We start from the raw sequence: 17,358 nt of genomic DNA, 5'->3' as shown, positions 1-17,358 counted from the left end.
TCAATCATAGCACCAATAAAAAACGCTTAATAGTTTAGCCAAGCAGCATTACCGCTTCATACAAACTGAAGATTCCATATAAAATCAACAGGATGCCTGAAAATTGCCGAAAGCGCGGATGATTCAGCCAATGTCGCAATGAGCCTGCCAGCCCGCCCAGCGCCAGCAAAGCAGGCAACGTGCCCAGACCAAACAACGCCATGACCAGCGCACCTTGAGCGGCACTGCCGGAGACGGCGCTCCAGGTGAGCGCTGAATACACCAGACCACAGGGCAACCAACCCCAGATCATGCCAAAGGGCAGGGCCGCCAGCGGGCTGCGAAAGGGCACAAAACGACTGGCCAACGGCTTGATATGCCGCCACAAACCGCCACCCAGTCGCTCCAGCAACAATAAACCGCTCCACCAGCGGGCCAGATATACGCCCAGTAAAATCATCATAATGCCGGCAAGCAGCCGCAGCCATAACAGTCCCTGCTTGCCCATGCTGATATCGGCCAGCCCCGCAAACACACCGCCCACCAGAGCACCGGCCACGGCATAACTGACAATACGTCCGGTGTTATAACTGAGCAGATACAGCCACTGCCAGCGACGCTGGGTTTGAGGAATCGCCATGGAAAACGCCGCAGCCACGCCGCCGCACATGGCAATACAATGGCCGGCACCCAGCAGACCAATCAGGATGGCAGCGTAAGCATCAAGCTGACCGGTCATCATCACGCTTGCCCTGAGCCCGGCGGTGGGCTTCGCTGTCATCATCAAACAAAATATTATTACCGTGGCGATCCAGATCCTCGAACTGATTGCTTCTTACTGACCAGAGAAAGACAGCAATCACCACCACCAGCAGGATCAGGGCGATGGGCAAAATCAAATACCAGATAGTGTCACCGTTCATAAGCGGGATAACCTCAGGGAGTTGGTCATAACAATGAGTGAGCTGGCTGACATGCCAATCATGGCAAACCAGGGCGAGACATGACCCATGGCAGCCAGCGGCAGCACCACCAGGTTATAGCCCAGTGCCCAGGAAAAGTTCTGTTTAATAATACGCCGGGCAGCAGCGGCAATGCGTCTTGCCATTATCAGCCGCTGCAGATTATCGCCGAGCAAAATAGCATCGGCGCTGTTTTTGGCGATATCAGTGCCACCGGCCATGGCAAAAGAGGCATGAGCGCCCGCCAGTACAGGCGCATCGTTAATACCGTCGCCCACCATCAGACAAATCTCGCCAGCGGCGGCACGCTCTTGCAGATAGCGTAACTTGTCATCGGGGCTGGCATTTTTACGCAGTTCACAGACACCCAGCTCGCTGGCAAGCTTGTCTGCCTGGCCGGAGCCGTCTCCGGTTAGAATGGTGGTTTTCAGACCCTGCTGATGACAGGCTTCAACCAGCGCAGCTGCGTCTTCACGCAGCGGATCGGCCAGCTCAAAACGGGCCTGCACGCCATCGGCATTGGCCAGATACACACACAGGCTGGCATCTTGTGCCTTGGGTTGCAGCCAGGCAGCGCTGCCCAGCCGCCATTCTTGACCATTGATAACGCCGCTTACGCCCTGACCCACATGGTTTTGCCGCCCGGCTACCCGAATGCCGGTATTGGCATGGGGTGCAAACGCTCTGGCAATAGGATGCTCAGAGCCGGCTTCCAGCGCCGCCGCCAGCGCCAGCGCCTGCTCTTTGGTCAGGTTTTCAGTATGGTTCACGCCCGCCAGGGCCACTTTACCCTGAGTCAGGGTGCCGGTTTTATCAAATACCATACGGTTTGCTTTGGGCAGGGTATCCAGTACATGAGCCCGGCGCACCAGCACTCCTCCCTGTGTGAGTCGTGACGTGGCCACGGTCAGTGCCGTGGGTGTAGCCAGAGAGAGAGCACAGGGGCAAGTGGCCACCAGCACCGACAGCATCACCCAGAAAGCACGGTCGGCATCCAGCTGCAACCACACCAGCCAGGTGCCCAGCGTGGCCAGCAGCAATGCGGCTACAAAATAGCGGGACAGCTGATCAGCCAGCACGGCGACCCGGGGTTTTTCCAGCAGGGCGTCATCCTGAGCGCGCAGAATTTCTGACACCCGCGCATCGGCCAGACTGCGGCTGACCCGAATGCGCAGCGGTGATTCCACATTGGTGGTGCCGGCAAATACCGGCTCACCCGGGCTGCGTGATACCGGCAGATGTTCGCCGGTGAGCATGGCTTCATCCACACTGGTACGGCCTTCAATAATGTCGCCGTCGGCAGGGATCACCGAGCCCGGCGATACCCGTACTATCTGCCCGGGTTGCAGGGTGCGTGCAGCCACTTCCTGCTCATCGGCACCCACTTCAACCCGGGCCAGCATGGGAATATGGTGAGTGAGGTTAGCCGTGGTTTCCGATGCCTTGCGTTTGGCCCGCATTTCCAGAAAGCGGCCGGTGAGCAGCAAAAACGCAAACATGGACACACACTCGTAATACACTTCACCGCTGGCAGTAACAGTGGCATACATGGAGGCAAAAAAAGCAAACAACATGGCCAGAGACACCGGCAAGTCCATGTTAAGCGCGCCATGTCTGAGACCGCGCCAGGCATTGCGATAGAAGGGCAGGGCAGAGTAACTCATCACCGGAATCGACAGCCACAGGCTGACCCAGCGAAACAGCTGTACCAGGCCGGGATCAATATCCGGGAACAGATCTTCATAGAGGGCAAAGCCCACCATCATCACCTGCATGCTGGCAATGCCGGCCACCCCCAGGCGCAGCAGATAAGATTTCACTTCACGGTTATAATCCTGCTCCTGCTGGTGAGGCAGAAAAGGGCGCGCCTGATAGCCAATTTGAGCAAAAGCGGCGAGCAGAGTACTGAGCCGGGTTTGACGGTCGTCCCAGCGCAGCCGGGCCCGCTCTGTGGTGGTATTCACCTGAATGAGAATAACACCGGGCACCTGCGCAAGATGGCGTTCAATCAACCAGGCGCAGGCGGCACAGGTCAGCCCGCCAATAGATAATTGCACTTCACGCACATGATCCCGCTCCAGCACAAAATCCTGCTGAATTTCATCCAGATCGTAATGCTGTAACCGGCGCAGCTCATCGGGCACGACGTCAGCTTTGGGGGCGGTGCTGGTTCTGTGCTGATAATAACTGCCCAGGCCACAGTCGATAATGGTTTCAGCTACGGCCTGGCAACCAGGACAACAAAAGTGGCGGGATTCCCCTTCCAGGGTGGCAGTAAACGCTACCCCGGCGGGCACGGGCTCACCGCAATGAAAACAGCCGCTCATGGCTCAGCTCCCGGCGCGGATCTGAAGCCAGTCCGATGAGGGCAGATAAACGGTATTCTGCAGCCGCCAGCGCTTGTCAAACGCTTCCAGCTGCAAGTGCCACTTGCCTTTGAGCAGCTCATGATCCGGACGCAGACGATAAATACCATTGGCATCACTGCTCAGCAGTGCCTGCACGTCCTGGGCTTCCAGGGTCGGGTGACTGAGGCGCAGATAAATCGCTTCACCTGCTTCATGCTCACCCTGCATTCGAATGGCGATTTCACCGTTTTCAAGTTTCAGTTCGGCAATCAGACCAAGACGCTCGGCTTCTTTCAGCTCGCTTAAGTCCTGATTGATGGCACGGCCTTTTTTGTAATAGTCATCCACCACCATGGAGTCGGCATGGGAGTTCGCCAGATAAAAGGTATAAAGGCTGGCCACCACCACACAAGCGGGCAGAACAATCAAAAACCAGGGCCAGAATTGCTGATACCAGGGACGTTGCATAATGGAGAATTCCTACTACAAAAAGGGTCGGTTGCCAATATAACAAAAAAGCCCCGCGAACGGGGCTTTCTGTGTTATGCCCTGAGCGTTACTGCTCGTTACTCAGGCTGTAAACATAAGAGGCCAGCAGGTGAACCTTGTCTTCGCCCAGAATGTCATTCCAGGCAGGCATGACACCGGCGCGACCGTTACGGATGGAGTCTTCCACCGCGGCGCGGGAGCCGCCATAGAGCCAGATGTTATCGGTCAGGTTAGGTGCACCCAGCGCCTGGTTACCTTTGCCGTCAACACCATGACAACCGGCACAGATACCAAAGCGGGCCTGGCCTTTCTGGGCTTCCACCGGATCAACCTTACGGCCCGACAGGCTCAGCACATAGCTGGCAACTTCCTGCACACCTTCTTCACCCAGCATGGGGCCCCAGGCTGCCATGCCGGCAGATTTGCGGCCTGCCACTATGGTGTGTTTGATGGCTTCAGGTGAACCACCCCACAGCCAGTCACCGTCGGTCAGGTTGGGAAAGCCGCGGGCACCACGGGCGTCGGAGCCATGACACTGGGCACAGTTCTGCAGATACAGACGCTGACCCACTTTGGTGGCTTCCTTGTCCTGGGCGATATCAGCAATGGCGCGGTAGGTCTCGCCGTCGGCCTCGTATACCAGCTCACGGAACTTGGCACCGAAGACTTCATCAGCTTTGACCATTTCACGCTCATACTGCACCAGACGGCCTTCTTCACGGGCAGCCGCAGACGCTGCACGGGATTCTTCCAGAGAACGTACGTCCTGGTTGGAACTTTCCCAGCCCAGAATGCCCTTGAAGTTGCCCAGACCGGGGTAGAGCACCAGATAAATCAGAGAAAAGACAATCATGAACACGAACATGTAGCTCCACCACTTGGGCAGCGGGTTGTTCAGCTCAGAAATGCCGTCAAAGGTGTGCCCGGTGGGCGCGCCTTCTTCCATTCCCATTTTGTCTTTGGTGCACCAGATTAGCAGCGTCAGGCAACCGAAGATGGTACCCAGGCTGATCACGGTTACAAAAATGCTTAAAAAAGTATTCATTCTTTATTAGCTCCTGCGCGATCCTTCTCAGCACCCTGGCGATGTTGTTGCTCTTCCTTCTCATCAAAGATGGAGTTGGCGGCATCATCAAATTTGCCCTTTCTGCGTTTGCCAAAGGCCCACCAGACAATGCCTGCAAACAACACCAACAGAGCCAGGGTCTGAAAGCTTATCAGGGTTGGCTTCAGGGCTTCCAAGGTACTGAAATCCATATCGACTCCGGTTATTTAAGGGCGTGACCCAAGGATTGCAGATAAGCGATAACGGCTTCCATTTCGGTTTTGCCTTTCACCGCTTGCTCAGCGCCTTCAATGTCGGCATCGGTGTAAGGAACACCAAAGCTGTCCCGGAACACGCGCAGTTTGTTGGCGGTATTCTTGCCATCCAGCTCGTTGGTTTCCAGCCAGGGGAAACCGGGCATGTTGGACTCGGGCACCACATCACGCGGGTTGATCAGGTGCACACGATGCCACTCGTCGGAGTAGCGGCCACCCACCCGGGCCAGATCCGGACCGGTACGCTTGGAACCCCACAGGAAAGGGTGCTCCCACACGCTTTCACCGGCGACGGAGTAGTGACCGTAACGCTCGGTTTCGGCACGGAACGGACGGATCATCTGGCTGTGACATACATGACAACCTTCACGGATGTAAATGTCACGGCCTTCCATTTCCAGCGCGGTGTAGGGGCGCAGGCCCTCTACCGGCTCATTGGTCTGCTGCTGGAAAAACAGCGGTACGATTTCTACCAGACCACCGAAGCTGATTGCAGTTACAGTGAGCACGATCAGCCAAAACGTGTTCTTTTCGACCAGTTCATGACGGTTTTTCATTCACAAGTCTCCTTAAATCAGGCCGGTTGGGGGATTGCTTGCAGGGAGCCTTTCGGCGCCTTGATGGTGCGATAGGTGTTATACGCCATCAGCAGCATACCGGTGACAAAGAGGACACCGCCCAGGAAACGTACGAAGTAGAAGGGGTAAGAAGCCTGCAGACTTTCAACAAAGCTGTAGGTCAGGGTGCCGTCTTCGTTAACCGCACGCCACATCAGACCCTGCATGACACCACTGATCCACATGGCTACGATGTACAGCACGGTGCCGATGGTTGCCAGCCAGAAGTGCGTGTTGATCAGGGCCACACTGAACATGCGCTGCTGACCGAACAGGTTGGGGATCAGATGATAAACAGAGCCGATAGAAACCATGGCAACCCAGCCCAGGGCACCGGAGTGAACGTGACCTACCGTCCAGTCGGTGTAGTGGGAAAGGGCGTTAACGGTTTTAATCGCCATCATGGGGCCTTCAAAGGTGGACATGCCGTAGAACGACAAGGACACGATAAGGAAGCGCAGAATGGGATCGTAGCGCAGTTTGTGCCAGGCACCGGACAGCGTCATGATGCCGTTGATCATGCCGCCCCAGGACGGAACAAACAGGATCAGAGACATCACCATACCCAGAGACTGAGCCCAGTCGGGCAGGGCAGTATAGTGCAGGTGGTGCGGACCGGCCCAGATATACAGGGTGATCAGTGCCCAGAAGTGCACAATGGACAGACGGTAGGAATACACCGGGCGGCCGGCCTGCTTGGGCACGAAGTAGTACATCATGCCGAGGAAACCGGCGGTCAGCAGGAAGCCCACGGCGTTGTGGCCGTACCACCACTGGACCATGGCGTCGGCGGCACCGGAGTACATGGAGTAGGACTTCAGACCGGACACCGGAATGGCCATGCTGTTGACAATGTGCAGCACGGCCACGGTCAGGATAAAGCCACCGTAGAACCAGTTGGCAACATAAATGTGCGAGGTGGTACGACGGGCAACGGTGCCGAAGAACACGTGTGCATACGTACTCCAGACTACCGCAATGGCGATATCGATAGGCCACTCCAGCTCGGCGTATTCCTTGCTGGTGGTGTAACCCAGCGGCAGGGTAATCACCGCCGAAACCAGGATAGCCTGCCAGCCCCAGAACACGAAGGAGGCCAGTTTATCGCTATACAGGCGGGTCTGACAGGTGCGTTGTACCACATAGAAGGAGGTGGCCATCAGGGCGTTAACGCCAAACGCAAAAATCACTGCGTTGGTGTGTAACGGGCGAAGCCGACTGTAGGTCAGCCAGGGTGTCTCAAAGTTAAGAGCAGGCCAGATCAGCTGTGCTGCAATCAGCACACCCAACGACATGCCTATGATACCCCAGAATACGGTGGCGACCGTAAACTGACGAACTACGGCGTAGTTGTAGTTTGGTTGATTATTAGTTTGACTCATCGTTATAGTTCCGCTTCCACTGCTGTTATTCAGATTTAGTGCTCACGCTAGGGTGCTCACATCGGAAGGATAAAGTTACCGGTTTCTACCTTAGGCTTCAGCATGCGCTCTGCTTTATTAACTCTTTGTTAACAAAGAAAAGCGACCCCCTAAAACCCGGCCATGATGATAATGGAGTGGGTGCCAAAATAACAGTATAAACAGTAATATGATTACCTCTTTAACCGCTCCATAAGGCATAACAAAGGGCGTTGATCGAGATCAAGCCGGGTCACGAATTCACCTTGCAACAAGGATAAAAATGGTATGAGAGAGCGTCTTACCGGCCCCAAGCTGGTGCAAATTCTGATAGTGCTGCTGGTTTTACTGGCTGCTTTCTTTCTGCGCACCTGCGGTACGAATGAAACAGCAGGGGAGTCAGTACAAAAAACATTTGATTATTGTGATATTGGTCACATGACTTGTGTGCAGGAACAGCAAGAACTGATAGCTACTGCACAACTTTCTGCAGACAAATTGCAGGCAGAAAGCCCGTTTTTACTTAATGTAGTGCTGTCTGATCCTGATGCCACCATTACCCGCAGCGTACTGGAAGGCGACAGCATGTACATGGGCACGCTGCCGGCACTGATTGAACAAACCGATGCCGGTGTCTGGCAGGGAAGTGCGCTGGTGGGCAGCTGTACCGAAGCCAGCATGATCTGGGCCTGGGTGCTGAATGTTGAACACGAGGGCAACACGCTGACATACCGGTTTTTATTTGAAGTGACGCGCTAAAGCAGAGCGCTTATTGCCGATAACGCAGTTTATCGGCATTATGCCGCACACCTGATGTTAACCCTGCCTGGCTGTTATGGACACTCCACCGGTTTTTCCCTTATTCGATGCTCCCCGCTTTCTGGAAGAGGGGAATGCCGAGGTTAACCAGCATATTGCCTGGCTGACCCTGAACCGGGTACCCGATGCCGCCTTTATCTATGAACACGCCATGGAATGGCTGCTGGAAAGTCGCCACAGCGAAAACAACTACAAAACCTACCGCAGCGAGCTGACTACCTTTTTGCACTGGTGCCTTGAAGTAGAGCAAATATCGCCGACAGAAGTGACCCGGCGCACCATGAACCGCTATGTGGATTATTGTCAGTCGCCGCCCGGGCACCTGATTGCTTACCGTAATGTGGCCCAGTTTGTTACCGATAAGGCCCTGAACGAGCGCCGTCCCAATCCGCTGTGGCGGCCATTCCTGGGCAAAAAAACCGATGGTGCCGAGCAGCCGTACCGGCTCAGCGACAAGGCGCTGAAGACCAAGATGGCGGTGCTGTCTTCTTTTTATGGTTATCTCATCAATGAAGAAATCACCGAGCGTAATCCGGCCACCATCTGGATGCGGCACAGCCGCTTTGGTGCGCCGGCGGCGGTACCTGCAGCTTTGTTTGAGGAAGATGAAGTACGGGTATTCAGTGATTTACAGTGGTCATATGTAATGAACACGGCTCACACACTGGCTGAAAGCAATCCGGAACGCCATGAACGCACGTTATTTTTAGTATCGCTGATGTATGGCTGTTACCTGCGCATCTCGGAAGTCGCGGCCCGGCCCGGGTTTTCGCCGGTCATGAGCCAGTTTCGCCGCGACAGCAAAACCGGTATCTGGAGCTTTTATATCCCTGTCAGCAAGGGCGGTAAAAAACGCACCGTGGCCGTCTCCCGCGAGTTGCTGGACGCCCTGAAGCGCTATCGTGAATATCTGGGATTACCGGCACTGCCGGCACCCAACGATACCACGCCGTTGTTTGTGCGCCACCGTGCCGCCGGGCGAGGCCGGGATCAGGGCCTGCTGAATGCCAACCTGGGCATTCGTCAGTTGCGCGAGCTGCTCAACGAACTGCTGGCTGCTGCCGCCGATGCGGCCATGACAGACGGATTTGATCAGGACGCGGCCGAGATGCGCACGCTCACGGTGCACGGTATTCGCCACACCGGCATTACTCACGACATCAACTACAACGGCCGGCCGTTATCTCATGTGCAGGCTGACGCCGGTCACGACAGCATCGACACCACATCGCAATATCTGCACACCAGCAAAACCGAGCGCCACGAAAGTGCCGCCAACAAACGCCTGGATCGGCTAAGAGACTAGGGCAGTTTGAGTGTCTGCTTCAGACGCGGTATGGCGTCATCGATATCATATTTAACATAATATACATTATGCGAAGTGATGTATTCGACGTAATCTGGCCATATTGATACCGGCATCTGGCCCTTGTGGCTGATGCTGCTTCAAGCTCGAATAAGGCGTCAGACATTTACTCAAGGAGCTGTTATGTACGTACTGATGGATATCATGGTGTCACCCGGCGGTGTTGGCTTGTCGGTGTCGCCTTATGTGGCCCGCTGCCAGCAGATTTTTGAAGACGCCGGCCTCACTTATACCATGCATGGATTCGGCACCAATGTTGAAGGTGAATGGCAGCATGTAATGGCCGCCGTTCAGCGCTGTCATGAAGAACTGCATGCAGCCGGTGCCGTGCGCATTACCAGCCATATGAAGTTAAGCACCCGCAACGACCGGGATCAGACCATGGCCGACAAGGTAACCAGCGTGCAACAAAAGCTGAGCTGACAACAGCAGCTTGTGCTGTGCAGTCTCGGAAATTACCGAGGCTGCATTTTGGCCTGTAGATTTTTATGCTGAAAAATCTCCATATTTACAGTGTTTGTAATGACATCCGGCCATTTCAATTATTTCGCATTCAGTCGTAAAACATCAGGATTATCAAGGCGCAGGCTGTAACAAAAGCACGGCTGCAGTATACTGGCAGCCATAAACCAATAGAACGAGTGAACCAGTGCAACCACTGAGCCCGGCCGAGCTGGCCCCTGCATTTTCGTTACCCGAACTGACCACCCTGAAAGACGCGGATCCCCTTCCCTTTAGCGCGCTGCAGCAAAGGGCCGACTCGGCGTTTGCCACCCTGTCGGGGCTGAATGCCGTTAATCCCATTTTGCTGATGAACGGCTTTTCCGGCCTGGATGTGGAAGAGCTGGTACAGGATCTGGTGAAACGTCATGCCAATCATGCCGACTTGTTTGATCTCTGCTATGCAGAAAACCTGCATCATCCACAAAAGCCCATCTGGCTGCGGCTGAAAGCCGGCACCGGCATTGAATTTTGCGAACTGGTTGGCCAGCTGCTGGAGCTCAGCTCCCGCCATCTGGAAGCTGAGCATATTGTTGAGCGCATTCTGAAAAAACAGGGACAGGACGAAAAAGTTGCCGACTATCTCTCAGCTCTGGCACAGCATGTGGCTGCCGGCGGTGGCTTCAGCCATCCGGTGCTGATTAACCTGATGGTGCATCGCCACGACGAACGCATTCCCATTGTGCATGCCCGTCAGTTTACTCCCGAGCAGTTGTTTGGGGCTGTTCATTTTCAGACCGAGCAAGGCTCGGTATTCAGCCATCATCATCTGCTTGAGCCGGGTCTTATACATCAGGCCAACGGCGGCTATCTCATCGTGCCCATTGAAGAGCTGCTGATGCAGCCTTACCTGTGGTTCCGGCTGAAAAATGCCCTGGCCACACGGCAAATAGAATGGAGCCGGCCTCAGGAAATGGCTGCTTTTTACTTTCAGCCCGAGCCACCACCGCTGGATGTGCATCTGGTGCTGGTGGGCGATCGCCTGGCGGTGGCCGAGCTGCATATGCTGGACAGAGAGCTGGATACCCTCGCCTTTTTGCGCGCCGATATTATTCCGGAATGGGATGCCGAAGCGGATTTGCCTTCTTATCTGGGTTATCTGGCGCATTTGCGGCAAAAGCATCAGTTGCGTGATATGGATGTGGCAGCGGTAACCCGGTTGTGCCGTTATGGCAGCCGCATTACCGAGCATCAGCAGCGGCTGTCGCTGGTGGAATCGCACCTGGTGGCCATGATGCAGCTGGCAGACGTGATTGCTGCCCGGGAAAACAGCGAACTTATCAACGAGCGTCATTTGATGCTGGCTCAGCAGGAGCAGGATCAGCGCCTTAACTTTCTGGTGGAGCAGTCTGATCTGGGCGTGCGTGATGGTCAGTTCCTGCTGCAGACTCATGGCCGTGAGATTGGCCAGATCAATGGCCTGTCGGTGATTCAGATTGCCGGTCATCCTTATGATTTTGGCGAGCCGGTACGGCTCACCGCCACTGTGCATCTGGGCGACGGTGATGTGGCCGACATTGAGCGCAAGGCCGATCTGGCCGGCCATATTCACGCCAAGGCCATGATGATTATTCATGGCTACCTGGCCAATCTGTTTGGTGCCGAGCACCCTTCGCCGCTGTCGGCCAATCTGGTATTTGAACAGTCTTATCATGAAATTGACGGCGACAGTGCCGCCCTCGCCGGCCTGTGCGCCCTGCTCTCTGCTTTGGCCCGAGAGCCCATTTATCAGCACTTTGCCATTACCGGTGCGGTGGATCAGTTTGGTAATGTGCTGCCCGTGGGCGGCGTAAACGAAAAAATTGAAGGCTTTTACCGGCTATGCCGGCTGCAGGGACTGACCGGCGAGCAGGGCGTGTTAATTCCTGCCAGTAACCGGCTGCAGCTGAATTTGTCTGATGACGTCACTCAGGCCGTGACCGAGGGGCGTTTTCATATTTATCCGGTGGCCCGGGTAGAGGACGCCATTGCCCTGCTGATGGGCTGCGAGGCTGGCAAAGTCGATGATCCGCACACCTTGTTCGGGCGTATTCGCGAACGTCTTGATGAGTTAAACGGTCATACGGTAGAAAGCAGTTTCTGGCAAAGATTACTGCGCCGATAACAAATCGGACTTGTCGGGCGCACAGCTGTTCGCTAAAGTGACGCCAATTTTACACCCGGGCCATGAGTGCCCGATGAAAAAACGGAAGAGTGAAATGCCTTCACAAAAAGAACTGGGTAAACACAGCTTTACCAGAGAAGAACTGCTGGCCTGCAGCCAGGGTGAATTGTTCGGCCCCGGCAACAGTCAGCTGCCCGCCCCCAACATGCTGATGATGGATCGTATTCTGCACATCAGCGATGAAGGCGGTGAGCATGGCAAGGGCGAAATTATCGCCGAGCTGGATATCACCCCGGATCTGTGGTTCTTTGACTGCCACTTTCCCGGCGACCCCGTTATGCCGGGCTGCCTGGGTCTGGATGCCATGTGGCAGCTGGTGGGTTTTTTCCTGGGCTGGAAAGGCGGCCCCGGCAAGGGTCGTGCACTGGGCGTGGGTGAAGTGAAATTTACCGGTCAAATTCTGCCTACCGCTAAAAAGGTAACCTACAAAATTACCCTGAAGCGGGTGATCTGGCGCAAGCTGATCATGGGCATTGCCGATGGCGTGGTAGAAGTGGATGGTCGCCCCATCTATGAAGCCAAAGATCTGAAAGTGGGTCTGTTTACCGACACCTCTGCTTTCTGATCAGCCTTTGCAAACGATAAGGCCCCGCAGTTGCGGGGCCTTTTTTGTTGATGAAGAAAATGTATGTTTACTTGATGAAGAGGCCGGAACCTTTGTCTTCCATGGCATCTCGCCATCCCCCCAGCCAATGGCCTTTGGCATCAAAATCATTGTAGGGGCACTGCTCTTTGGAACGTCCACTGACTCCAGCTTGGTAACCGCGGGTACGCGCTCTTTCCAAACGGTCACGTTTTTGTCTCTTCATAGGTATTACCCTCGTTTAATCAACAAAAAGTGCGCGGCGTAATCATCCTGCCGCACTTAAAGTGATAGTTGAGTTTGCGGCTCTGCACAAGGGTTAATTTTTGAGCTTAGCGCACATTTGCCGATTAGCGACTGATATTTATGACGTTTTTATGAAAAAGGAAAAACCCGAAATGTGATTTTGATCACGGGTGAAAAATGCCGGCTCCAGGGCCGGCATAAGATCGTAAAGGTGTCCGGGTTAACCTTCGGCCATCGCTTCCAGCTCTTCCCAGCGCATAAAGGCGGTTTCCAGCTCGTTTTCCACTGCCGCCAGCTGCTGCAGTTTTTCCTGGGTCACAGCTTCGGGCTGAGTAAAAAAGTCCGGACCGTTAATCTCTGCCTGCAGGGCTTCAATCTGCTGCTCCAGCTGTTCAAGTTTTGCCGGCAGACCGTTCAGCTCCTGTTGCTGTTTATAAGACAGCTTTTTGCCGGAAGACGGCTTGGGCTTCTGGGCCTTGACCAGTGCGGCTTTGTCTTCCTTTACCGGTGCCGGCGCAGGCTGACGCACCCGCTGGGCCTGCATGTCTTGATAGCCACCCACATATTCATCAATACGGCCATTGCCTTCAAAGGTCCAGCAATGAGTGGCGGTGTTATCAATAAAGTCCCGGTCGTGGCTTACCAGTAACAGGGTGCCCTGATAATCCGCCAGCAACTCTTCCAGCAACTCCAGGGTTTCCACATCCAGATCGTTGGTGGGCTCATCGAGCACCAGCAGGTTGCTGGGTTTAAGAAACAAACGGGCCAGCAGCAGGCGGTTCTTCTCGCCGCCCGACAGTGCCTTTACCGGCGTGCGGGCGCGTTTGGGCTCAAACAGAAAATCCTGCAGATAGCCCAGCACATGGCGGCTTCGGCCCCCGACTTCCACTTCCTGTTTGCCGTCGGCCAGATTGTCCATCACGGAGCGTTCGGGGTCGAGTTGCTCCCGATACTGATCAAAGTAGGCCACATCCAGCTTGGTGCCGCATTTGAGGGTGCCCTGCTGCGGCTCTATTTTGCCCAGCAGCAGCTTGATCAGGGTACTCTTGCCGCAGCCGTTAGGGCCCACCAGGGCAATTTTGTCGCCCCGCTGTACCATGGCAGAAAAGTTGCGAATAAGGGGCTTGCCTTCATATTCAAAGCCCAGGTTCTCGGCTTCAAACACAATTTTGCCCGAGCGGCGTACATCGTCCAGAGTGACCGACACCTTGCCCACACTTTCCCGGCGCTGGCTGCGCTCATTACGCAGGGCTTTCAGCGCCCTCACCCGGCCTTCATTACGGGTACGGCGGGCCTTGATGCCCTGACGGATCCAGGCTTCTTCCTGAGCCAGCCGCTTGTCGAACAGGGCGTTTTGCTCGGCTTCCACTCGCAGGGCTTCTTCTTTGTTAACCAGATAATCATCATAATTGCCTGGCCAGCTGGACAGCTTGCCCCGGTCAAGGTCGAGAATACGAGTGGCCATCTTGCGAATAAAGGCACGATCGTGGCTGATAAACACAATGGCACCCCGAAAGTCCATCAGGAAGGTTTCCAGCCAGGCAATGGCATCAATGTCCAGATGGTTGGTGGGCTCGTCCAGCAGCAGAATATCAGGGTCATTGGCCAGCGCCCGGGCCAGCGCCACCTTGCGCAGCCAGCCGCCGGACAGATCCTTCAGCCGGGTATCACCGTTCAGGCCCAGCAAGGTCAGGCTCTGGTTAATACGGGTATCAAACTGCCAGCCATTGGCATGCTCCACCTGCTCCTGCAGGCGCATCAGCTCATTCATGGCTTTTTCCGAGCTGTCGTGACTGACTTTTTCCAGCTGATGATGATAGCGGGCCAGCAGTTCGCCCAGCTCTGCCAGACCGGCAGACACATAATCAAATACGGTCTGATCGTCATCGGTCTTGGGCGGATCCTGCTCCAGCCGGGCAATCACTACGTCCTGCTGCACCTGACGGCGGCCGTCGTCCAGCTGAATATCACCGGCAATCACCTTCATCAGGGTGGATTTGCCGGCCCCGTTGCGGCCCACTATACAGAGCCGCTCACCGGCCTGAATATTCAGTTCAATGCCATCCAGCAAGGGCGCATCACCGTAGGCCAGCAGCGCATTTTGTAACGTTAACAGACTCATGAATGTTCCTGATTGAATGCAAGGAGTTCGTCGGCGGTAAAGGGCCAGTCCAGCTCGGCCCCATCGGTGCTGCGCACTACCGGAATGCGAATGCGATAGGCCTCAAGCCACTGCTCATTGTCGATGATGTCTTTTATCTCGGCGTGCTTTGCAAGCCCGGTCTGCTCCAGCAAGGCCCGGGCCTGTTCACACAAATGGCAGCCGTCGGTAGAAAACAGCGTCAGTGTCATTGGTCACTCCAGCGAATTTCCCAGCAGTTATGAATGTTGGGGTTGCGGGCAAAATCCTTGGGCAGAGTAGCGCGGGTAATATCTTTGGCGGTCAGGCCCATGGCAGCCAGACCATCAGTGTCCATTTTAAAATTGCGCTTGTTGTTGGAGAAAATCAGCAGGCCGCCCTTGCGCAGGTGTTTGCTCAGCAGGTGCAGCAGCTCCAGATGATCCCGCTGCACATCAAAGCTGTCTTCCATTCGCTTGGAGTTGGAAAAAGTGGGCGGATCGCAGAAGATCAGATCATAAACACCATCGGTATTGGCCAGCCAGCTCAGGCAGTCAGCCTGCACATATTGGTGCCGGCGGCCGTTCATGCCGTTCAGCTGCATATTGCGCTCGGCCCAGCCCAGATAGGTTCTGGACATATCCACCGTCGTGGTGGAACGGGCACCGCCCAGCGCCGCATGCACGGTGGCGGTACCGGTATAGGCAAACACGTTGAGCACATCTTTACCGTTGGCAAGCTCACCCAGACGCTGCCGAATGGGCCTGTGATCCAGAAACAGGCCGGTATCCAGATAATCATGCAGGTTTACCAGCAGCTGAGCATTATGCTCCTGTACCTGCATCCACTGGTCGCGCTTATCAAGCTTTTCATACTGCTCTTTGCCCTTCTGCCTGGCTCGTACCTTGAGCACCACCTTGCTGCCGGGCACACCGGTCACTGTCATGGTGGCCTGCACCAGATCAAAGAAACGGGCCTGAGCCTTATGCTCGGGCACACTCTTGGGGGCCGCATATTCCTGGATCACCAGATGGTCCTGATAACGGTCAATGGCGGCATTGTATTCCGGCAAATCCGCATCATAAAGGCGATAGCAGTCTATGCCCTCGCCTTTTGCCCACTTGTCCAGCGCCTTGATGTTCTTGGCCAGCCGGTTGGCAAAGTCTTCCGCCAGCGGCCGGGCCGGTCTGGCATCAATGGCCACGGCATAGTTGCGCAGTTCACAGGCCAGGGCACCGTTAAACAGCTTGTAGGTTTTTTCCGGACGCAGCCGCAGGCAGCTGAGCAGCTCCGGCGAGCTGGAAATCAGACTGACCTGCCAGCCCTTGAACTGATCCCGCAAAATATCGCCCAGGCGCTGATGCAGGCCCAGCAGTGACGGAAACTCGCTCAGGCGTTCACCATAAGGCGGGTTGGAAATCAGCCAGCCGGGCTGCTCACTCGGGTTCTTCAGTTCACTCACGGCTCCCTGAGTGAAGTGGATCAGCCGCTCCACCCCAGCCGCCTCTGCGTTTTCCCGGGCAAAACCCAGCACTCGCTGATCCTGATCAAAGCCGTAAATAACGGCGTCTGTCTTGTTCAGGCCACGAGTCGCCCGCACCGTAGCTTCAGCGTGCAGGCTTTGCCACAGCTCCCGGTCGTGTCCGGACCAGGCCATAAAGCCAAAACGCGGACGCAGCAGACCCGGAGCCTGATCAGCCGCCATCAGCGCGGCTTCAATCAACAGAGTGCCGGAGCCGCACATGGGGTCGACCAGCGGACTTTTGGCGTCCCAGCCGCTGCGCAGCAAAATGGCGGCGGCCAGGTTTTCCTTCAGCGGTGCTTCACCGGCCTGCTGACGGTAACCGCGCTGATGCAGCGCCGGACCGGACAGGTCCAGGGTAATACTGACCCGCTCGCGTTTTAAGTGAGCCAGAATACGAATATCGGGAAACCGCTTGTCCACGCTGGGACGTTCGCCCCGGCGCTTGCTCAGGCGGTCGACAATGGCATCTTTTATTTTCAGGGCACCATATTGAGTGTTGGTAATGGCCCGGTTGCTGCCGGAAAAATCTACCGCAAAGGTCTGGCCTTCCTTTATATGGGTTTCCCAGTCGATGTTGCTGGCACCTAAATAGAGGTCCATGTCATCACGCATGGGAAATTCCGCCAGCTGCAACATAATGCGTGACGCCAGTCGTGACCATAAGCAGGCCCGGTACGCCACGTCCAGTTCACCTTTAAAGGCCACCCCGGCCACAGTTTCCTGTACCTGGCTGGCGCCCAGGGCTTGAAGTTCGTCAGAGAGTAAAGATTCCAGGCCCTTGGGGCAGGTAGCAAAAAACGGCAGCATAATCACGCATGGTCAGAAATAGGAAGACCCGCATTATACATGAGTGAGACAGTGATATCTGCGGATTAATGGAGGCCGGCCGGCACGAAGCGAATGAAAAGCCACCAAAGCGG

At 55.5% G+C, this 17,358-nt stretch carries 17 protein-coding genes; 5 read left to right on the top strand and 12 right to left on the bottom strand.

What is annotated here, in order from left to right:
- Nucleotides 1–34: 34 nt before the first annotated feature.
- From N2M06_RS07805 to ccoN, 8 genes are all read right to left on the bottom strand, one after another.
- Nucleotides 35–718: a sulfite exporter TauE/SafE family protein gene (locus N2M06_RS07805; RefSeq protein WP_346352162.1), complete on the bottom strand. Its 684-nt coding sequence runs from the start codon at nt 716–718 to the stop codon at nt 35–37.
- Nucleotides 702–902: a cbb3-type cytochrome oxidase assembly protein CcoS gene (gene ccoS, locus N2M06_RS07800; protein WP_317074348.1), complete on the bottom strand. Its 201-nt coding sequence runs from the start codon at nt 900–902 to the stop codon at nt 702–704. The genes N2M06_RS07805 and ccoS overlap by 17 nt, the downstream gene beginning before the upstream one ends.
- Nucleotides 899–3,268, bottom strand: a complete 2,370-nt coding sequence (locus N2M06_RS07795) for a heavy metal translocating P-type ATPase (RefSeq protein ID WP_346352136.1) — start codon at nt 3,266–3,268, stop codon at nt 899–901. The genes ccoS and N2M06_RS07795 overlap by 4 nt, the downstream gene beginning before the upstream one ends.
- 3 nt (nt 3,269–3,271) lie before the next feature.
- Nucleotides 3,272–3,757 (bottom strand): FixH family protein, encoded by a 486-nt coding sequence (locus N2M06_RS07790; protein ID WP_019933636.1) that lies wholly within the window; start codon nt 3,755–3,757, stop codon nt 3,272–3,274.
- An 88-nt stretch (nt 3,758–3,845) separates the two neighbouring features.
- Nucleotides 3,846–4,823, bottom strand: a complete 978-nt coding sequence (gene ccoP / locus N2M06_RS07785; protein WP_019933635.1) for a cytochrome-c oxidase, cbb3-type subunit III — start codon at nt 4,821–4,823, stop codon at nt 3,846–3,848.
- Nucleotides 4,820–5,035 (bottom strand): cbb3-type cytochrome c oxidase subunit 3, encoded by a 216-nt coding sequence (locus tag N2M06_RS07780; RefSeq protein ID WP_019933634.1) that lies wholly within the window; start codon nt 5,033–5,035, stop codon nt 4,820–4,822. Before N2M06_RS07780 ends, ccoP begins: the two co-directional genes overlap by 4 nt.
- An 11-nt stretch (nt 5,036–5,046) precedes the next feature.
- Nucleotides 5,047–5,655, bottom strand: a complete 609-nt coding sequence (gene ccoO / locus N2M06_RS07775; RefSeq protein ID WP_317074344.1) for a cytochrome-c oxidase, cbb3-type subunit II — start codon at nt 5,653–5,655, stop codon at nt 5,047–5,049.
- A gap of 17 nt (nt 5,656–5,672) precedes the next feature.
- On the bottom strand, nt 5,673–7,097 hold the full coding sequence (ccoN, locus tag N2M06_RS07770) for a cytochrome-c oxidase, cbb3-type subunit I (RefSeq protein ID WP_346352135.1): 1,425 nt from the start codon (nt 7,095–7,097) through the stop codon (nt 5,673–5,675).
- A 306-nt stretch (nt 7,098–7,403) separates the two neighbouring features.
- Between ccoN and N2M06_RS07765 the strand changes: the two genes are divergently transcribed.
- From N2M06_RS07765 to fabA, 5 genes are all read left to right on the top strand, one after another.
- Nucleotides 7,404–7,874 (top strand): hypothetical protein, encoded by a 471-nt coding sequence (locus N2M06_RS07765; RefSeq protein ID WP_346352134.1) that lies wholly within the window; start codon nt 7,404–7,406, stop codon nt 7,872–7,874.
- A gap of 76 nt (nt 7,875–7,950) precedes the next feature.
- The gene (locus N2M06_RS07760; protein ID WP_019933630.1) at nt 7,951–9,240 is read left to right on the top strand and encodes a site-specific integrase; all 1,290 of its coding nucleotides are present in this window, start codon (nt 7,951–7,953) and stop codon (nt 9,238–9,240) included.
- Between the two features lie 183 nt (nt 9,241–9,423).
- Nucleotides 9,424–9,723: an MTH1187 family thiamine-binding protein gene (locus N2M06_RS07755; RefSeq protein ID WP_317074340.1), complete on the top strand. Its 300-nt coding sequence runs from the start codon at nt 9,424–9,426 to the stop codon at nt 9,721–9,723.
- A 226-nt stretch (nt 9,724–9,949) separates the two neighbouring features.
- On the top strand, nt 9,950–11,905 hold the full coding sequence (locus tag N2M06_RS07750) for an AAA family ATPase (protein ID WP_019935328.1): 1,956 nt from the start codon (nt 9,950–9,952) through the stop codon (nt 11,903–11,905).
- 94 nt (nt 11,906–11,999) lie between these two features.
- Nucleotides 12,000–12,530, top strand: a complete 531-nt coding sequence (fabA, locus tag N2M06_RS07745; protein WP_211212448.1) for a 3-hydroxyacyl-[acyl-carrier-protein] dehydratase FabA — start codon at nt 12,000–12,002, stop codon at nt 12,528–12,530.
- 67 nt (nt 12,531–12,597) lie between these two features.
- On the opposite strand, the gene rmf is transcribed toward fabA, so the two are convergent.
- From rmf to rlmKL, 4 genes are all read right to left on the bottom strand, one after another.
- Nucleotides 12,598–12,774 (bottom strand): ribosome modulation factor, encoded by a 177-nt coding sequence (rmf, locus tag N2M06_RS07740; protein WP_014292547.1) that lies wholly within the window; start codon nt 12,772–12,774, stop codon nt 12,598–12,600.
- 240 nt (nt 12,775–13,014) lie between these two features.
- Nucleotides 13,015–14,916 carry an ABC transporter ATP-binding protein gene (locus N2M06_RS07735; protein WP_346352133.1) on the bottom strand — a complete coding sequence of 634 codons (1,902 nt, stop codon included), beginning with the start codon at nt 14,914–14,916 and terminating at the stop codon, nt 13,015–13,017.
- Nucleotides 14,913–15,146 carry a glutaredoxin family protein gene (locus N2M06_RS07730; RefSeq protein WP_346352132.1) on the bottom strand — a complete coding sequence of 78 codons (234 nt, stop codon included), beginning with the start codon at nt 15,144–15,146 and terminating at the stop codon, nt 14,913–14,915. Before N2M06_RS07730 ends, N2M06_RS07735 begins: the two co-directional genes overlap by 4 nt.
- The gene (gene rlmKL / locus N2M06_RS07725) at nt 15,143–17,245 is read right to left on the bottom strand and encodes a bifunctional 23S rRNA (guanine(2069)-N(7))-methyltransferase RlmK/23S rRNA (guanine(2445)-N(2))-methyltransferase RlmL (RefSeq protein ID WP_317074337.1); all 2,103 of its coding nucleotides are present in this window, start codon (nt 17,243–17,245) and stop codon (nt 15,143–15,145) included. Before rlmKL ends, N2M06_RS07730 begins: the two co-directional genes overlap by 4 nt.
- Between the last annotated feature and the right edge of the window lie 113 nt (nt 17,246–17,358).

Source organism: Oceanimonas sp. AH20CE76 (assembly GCF_039654065.1).
Taxonomy (GTDB): Bacteria; Pseudomonadota; Gammaproteobacteria; order Enterobacterales; family Aeromonadaceae; genus Oceanimonas; species Oceanimonas smirnovii.
The sequence above is the reverse complement of the archived record's forward strand: the minus strand, read 5'-3'. Positions and strand labels throughout refer to the sequence as shown.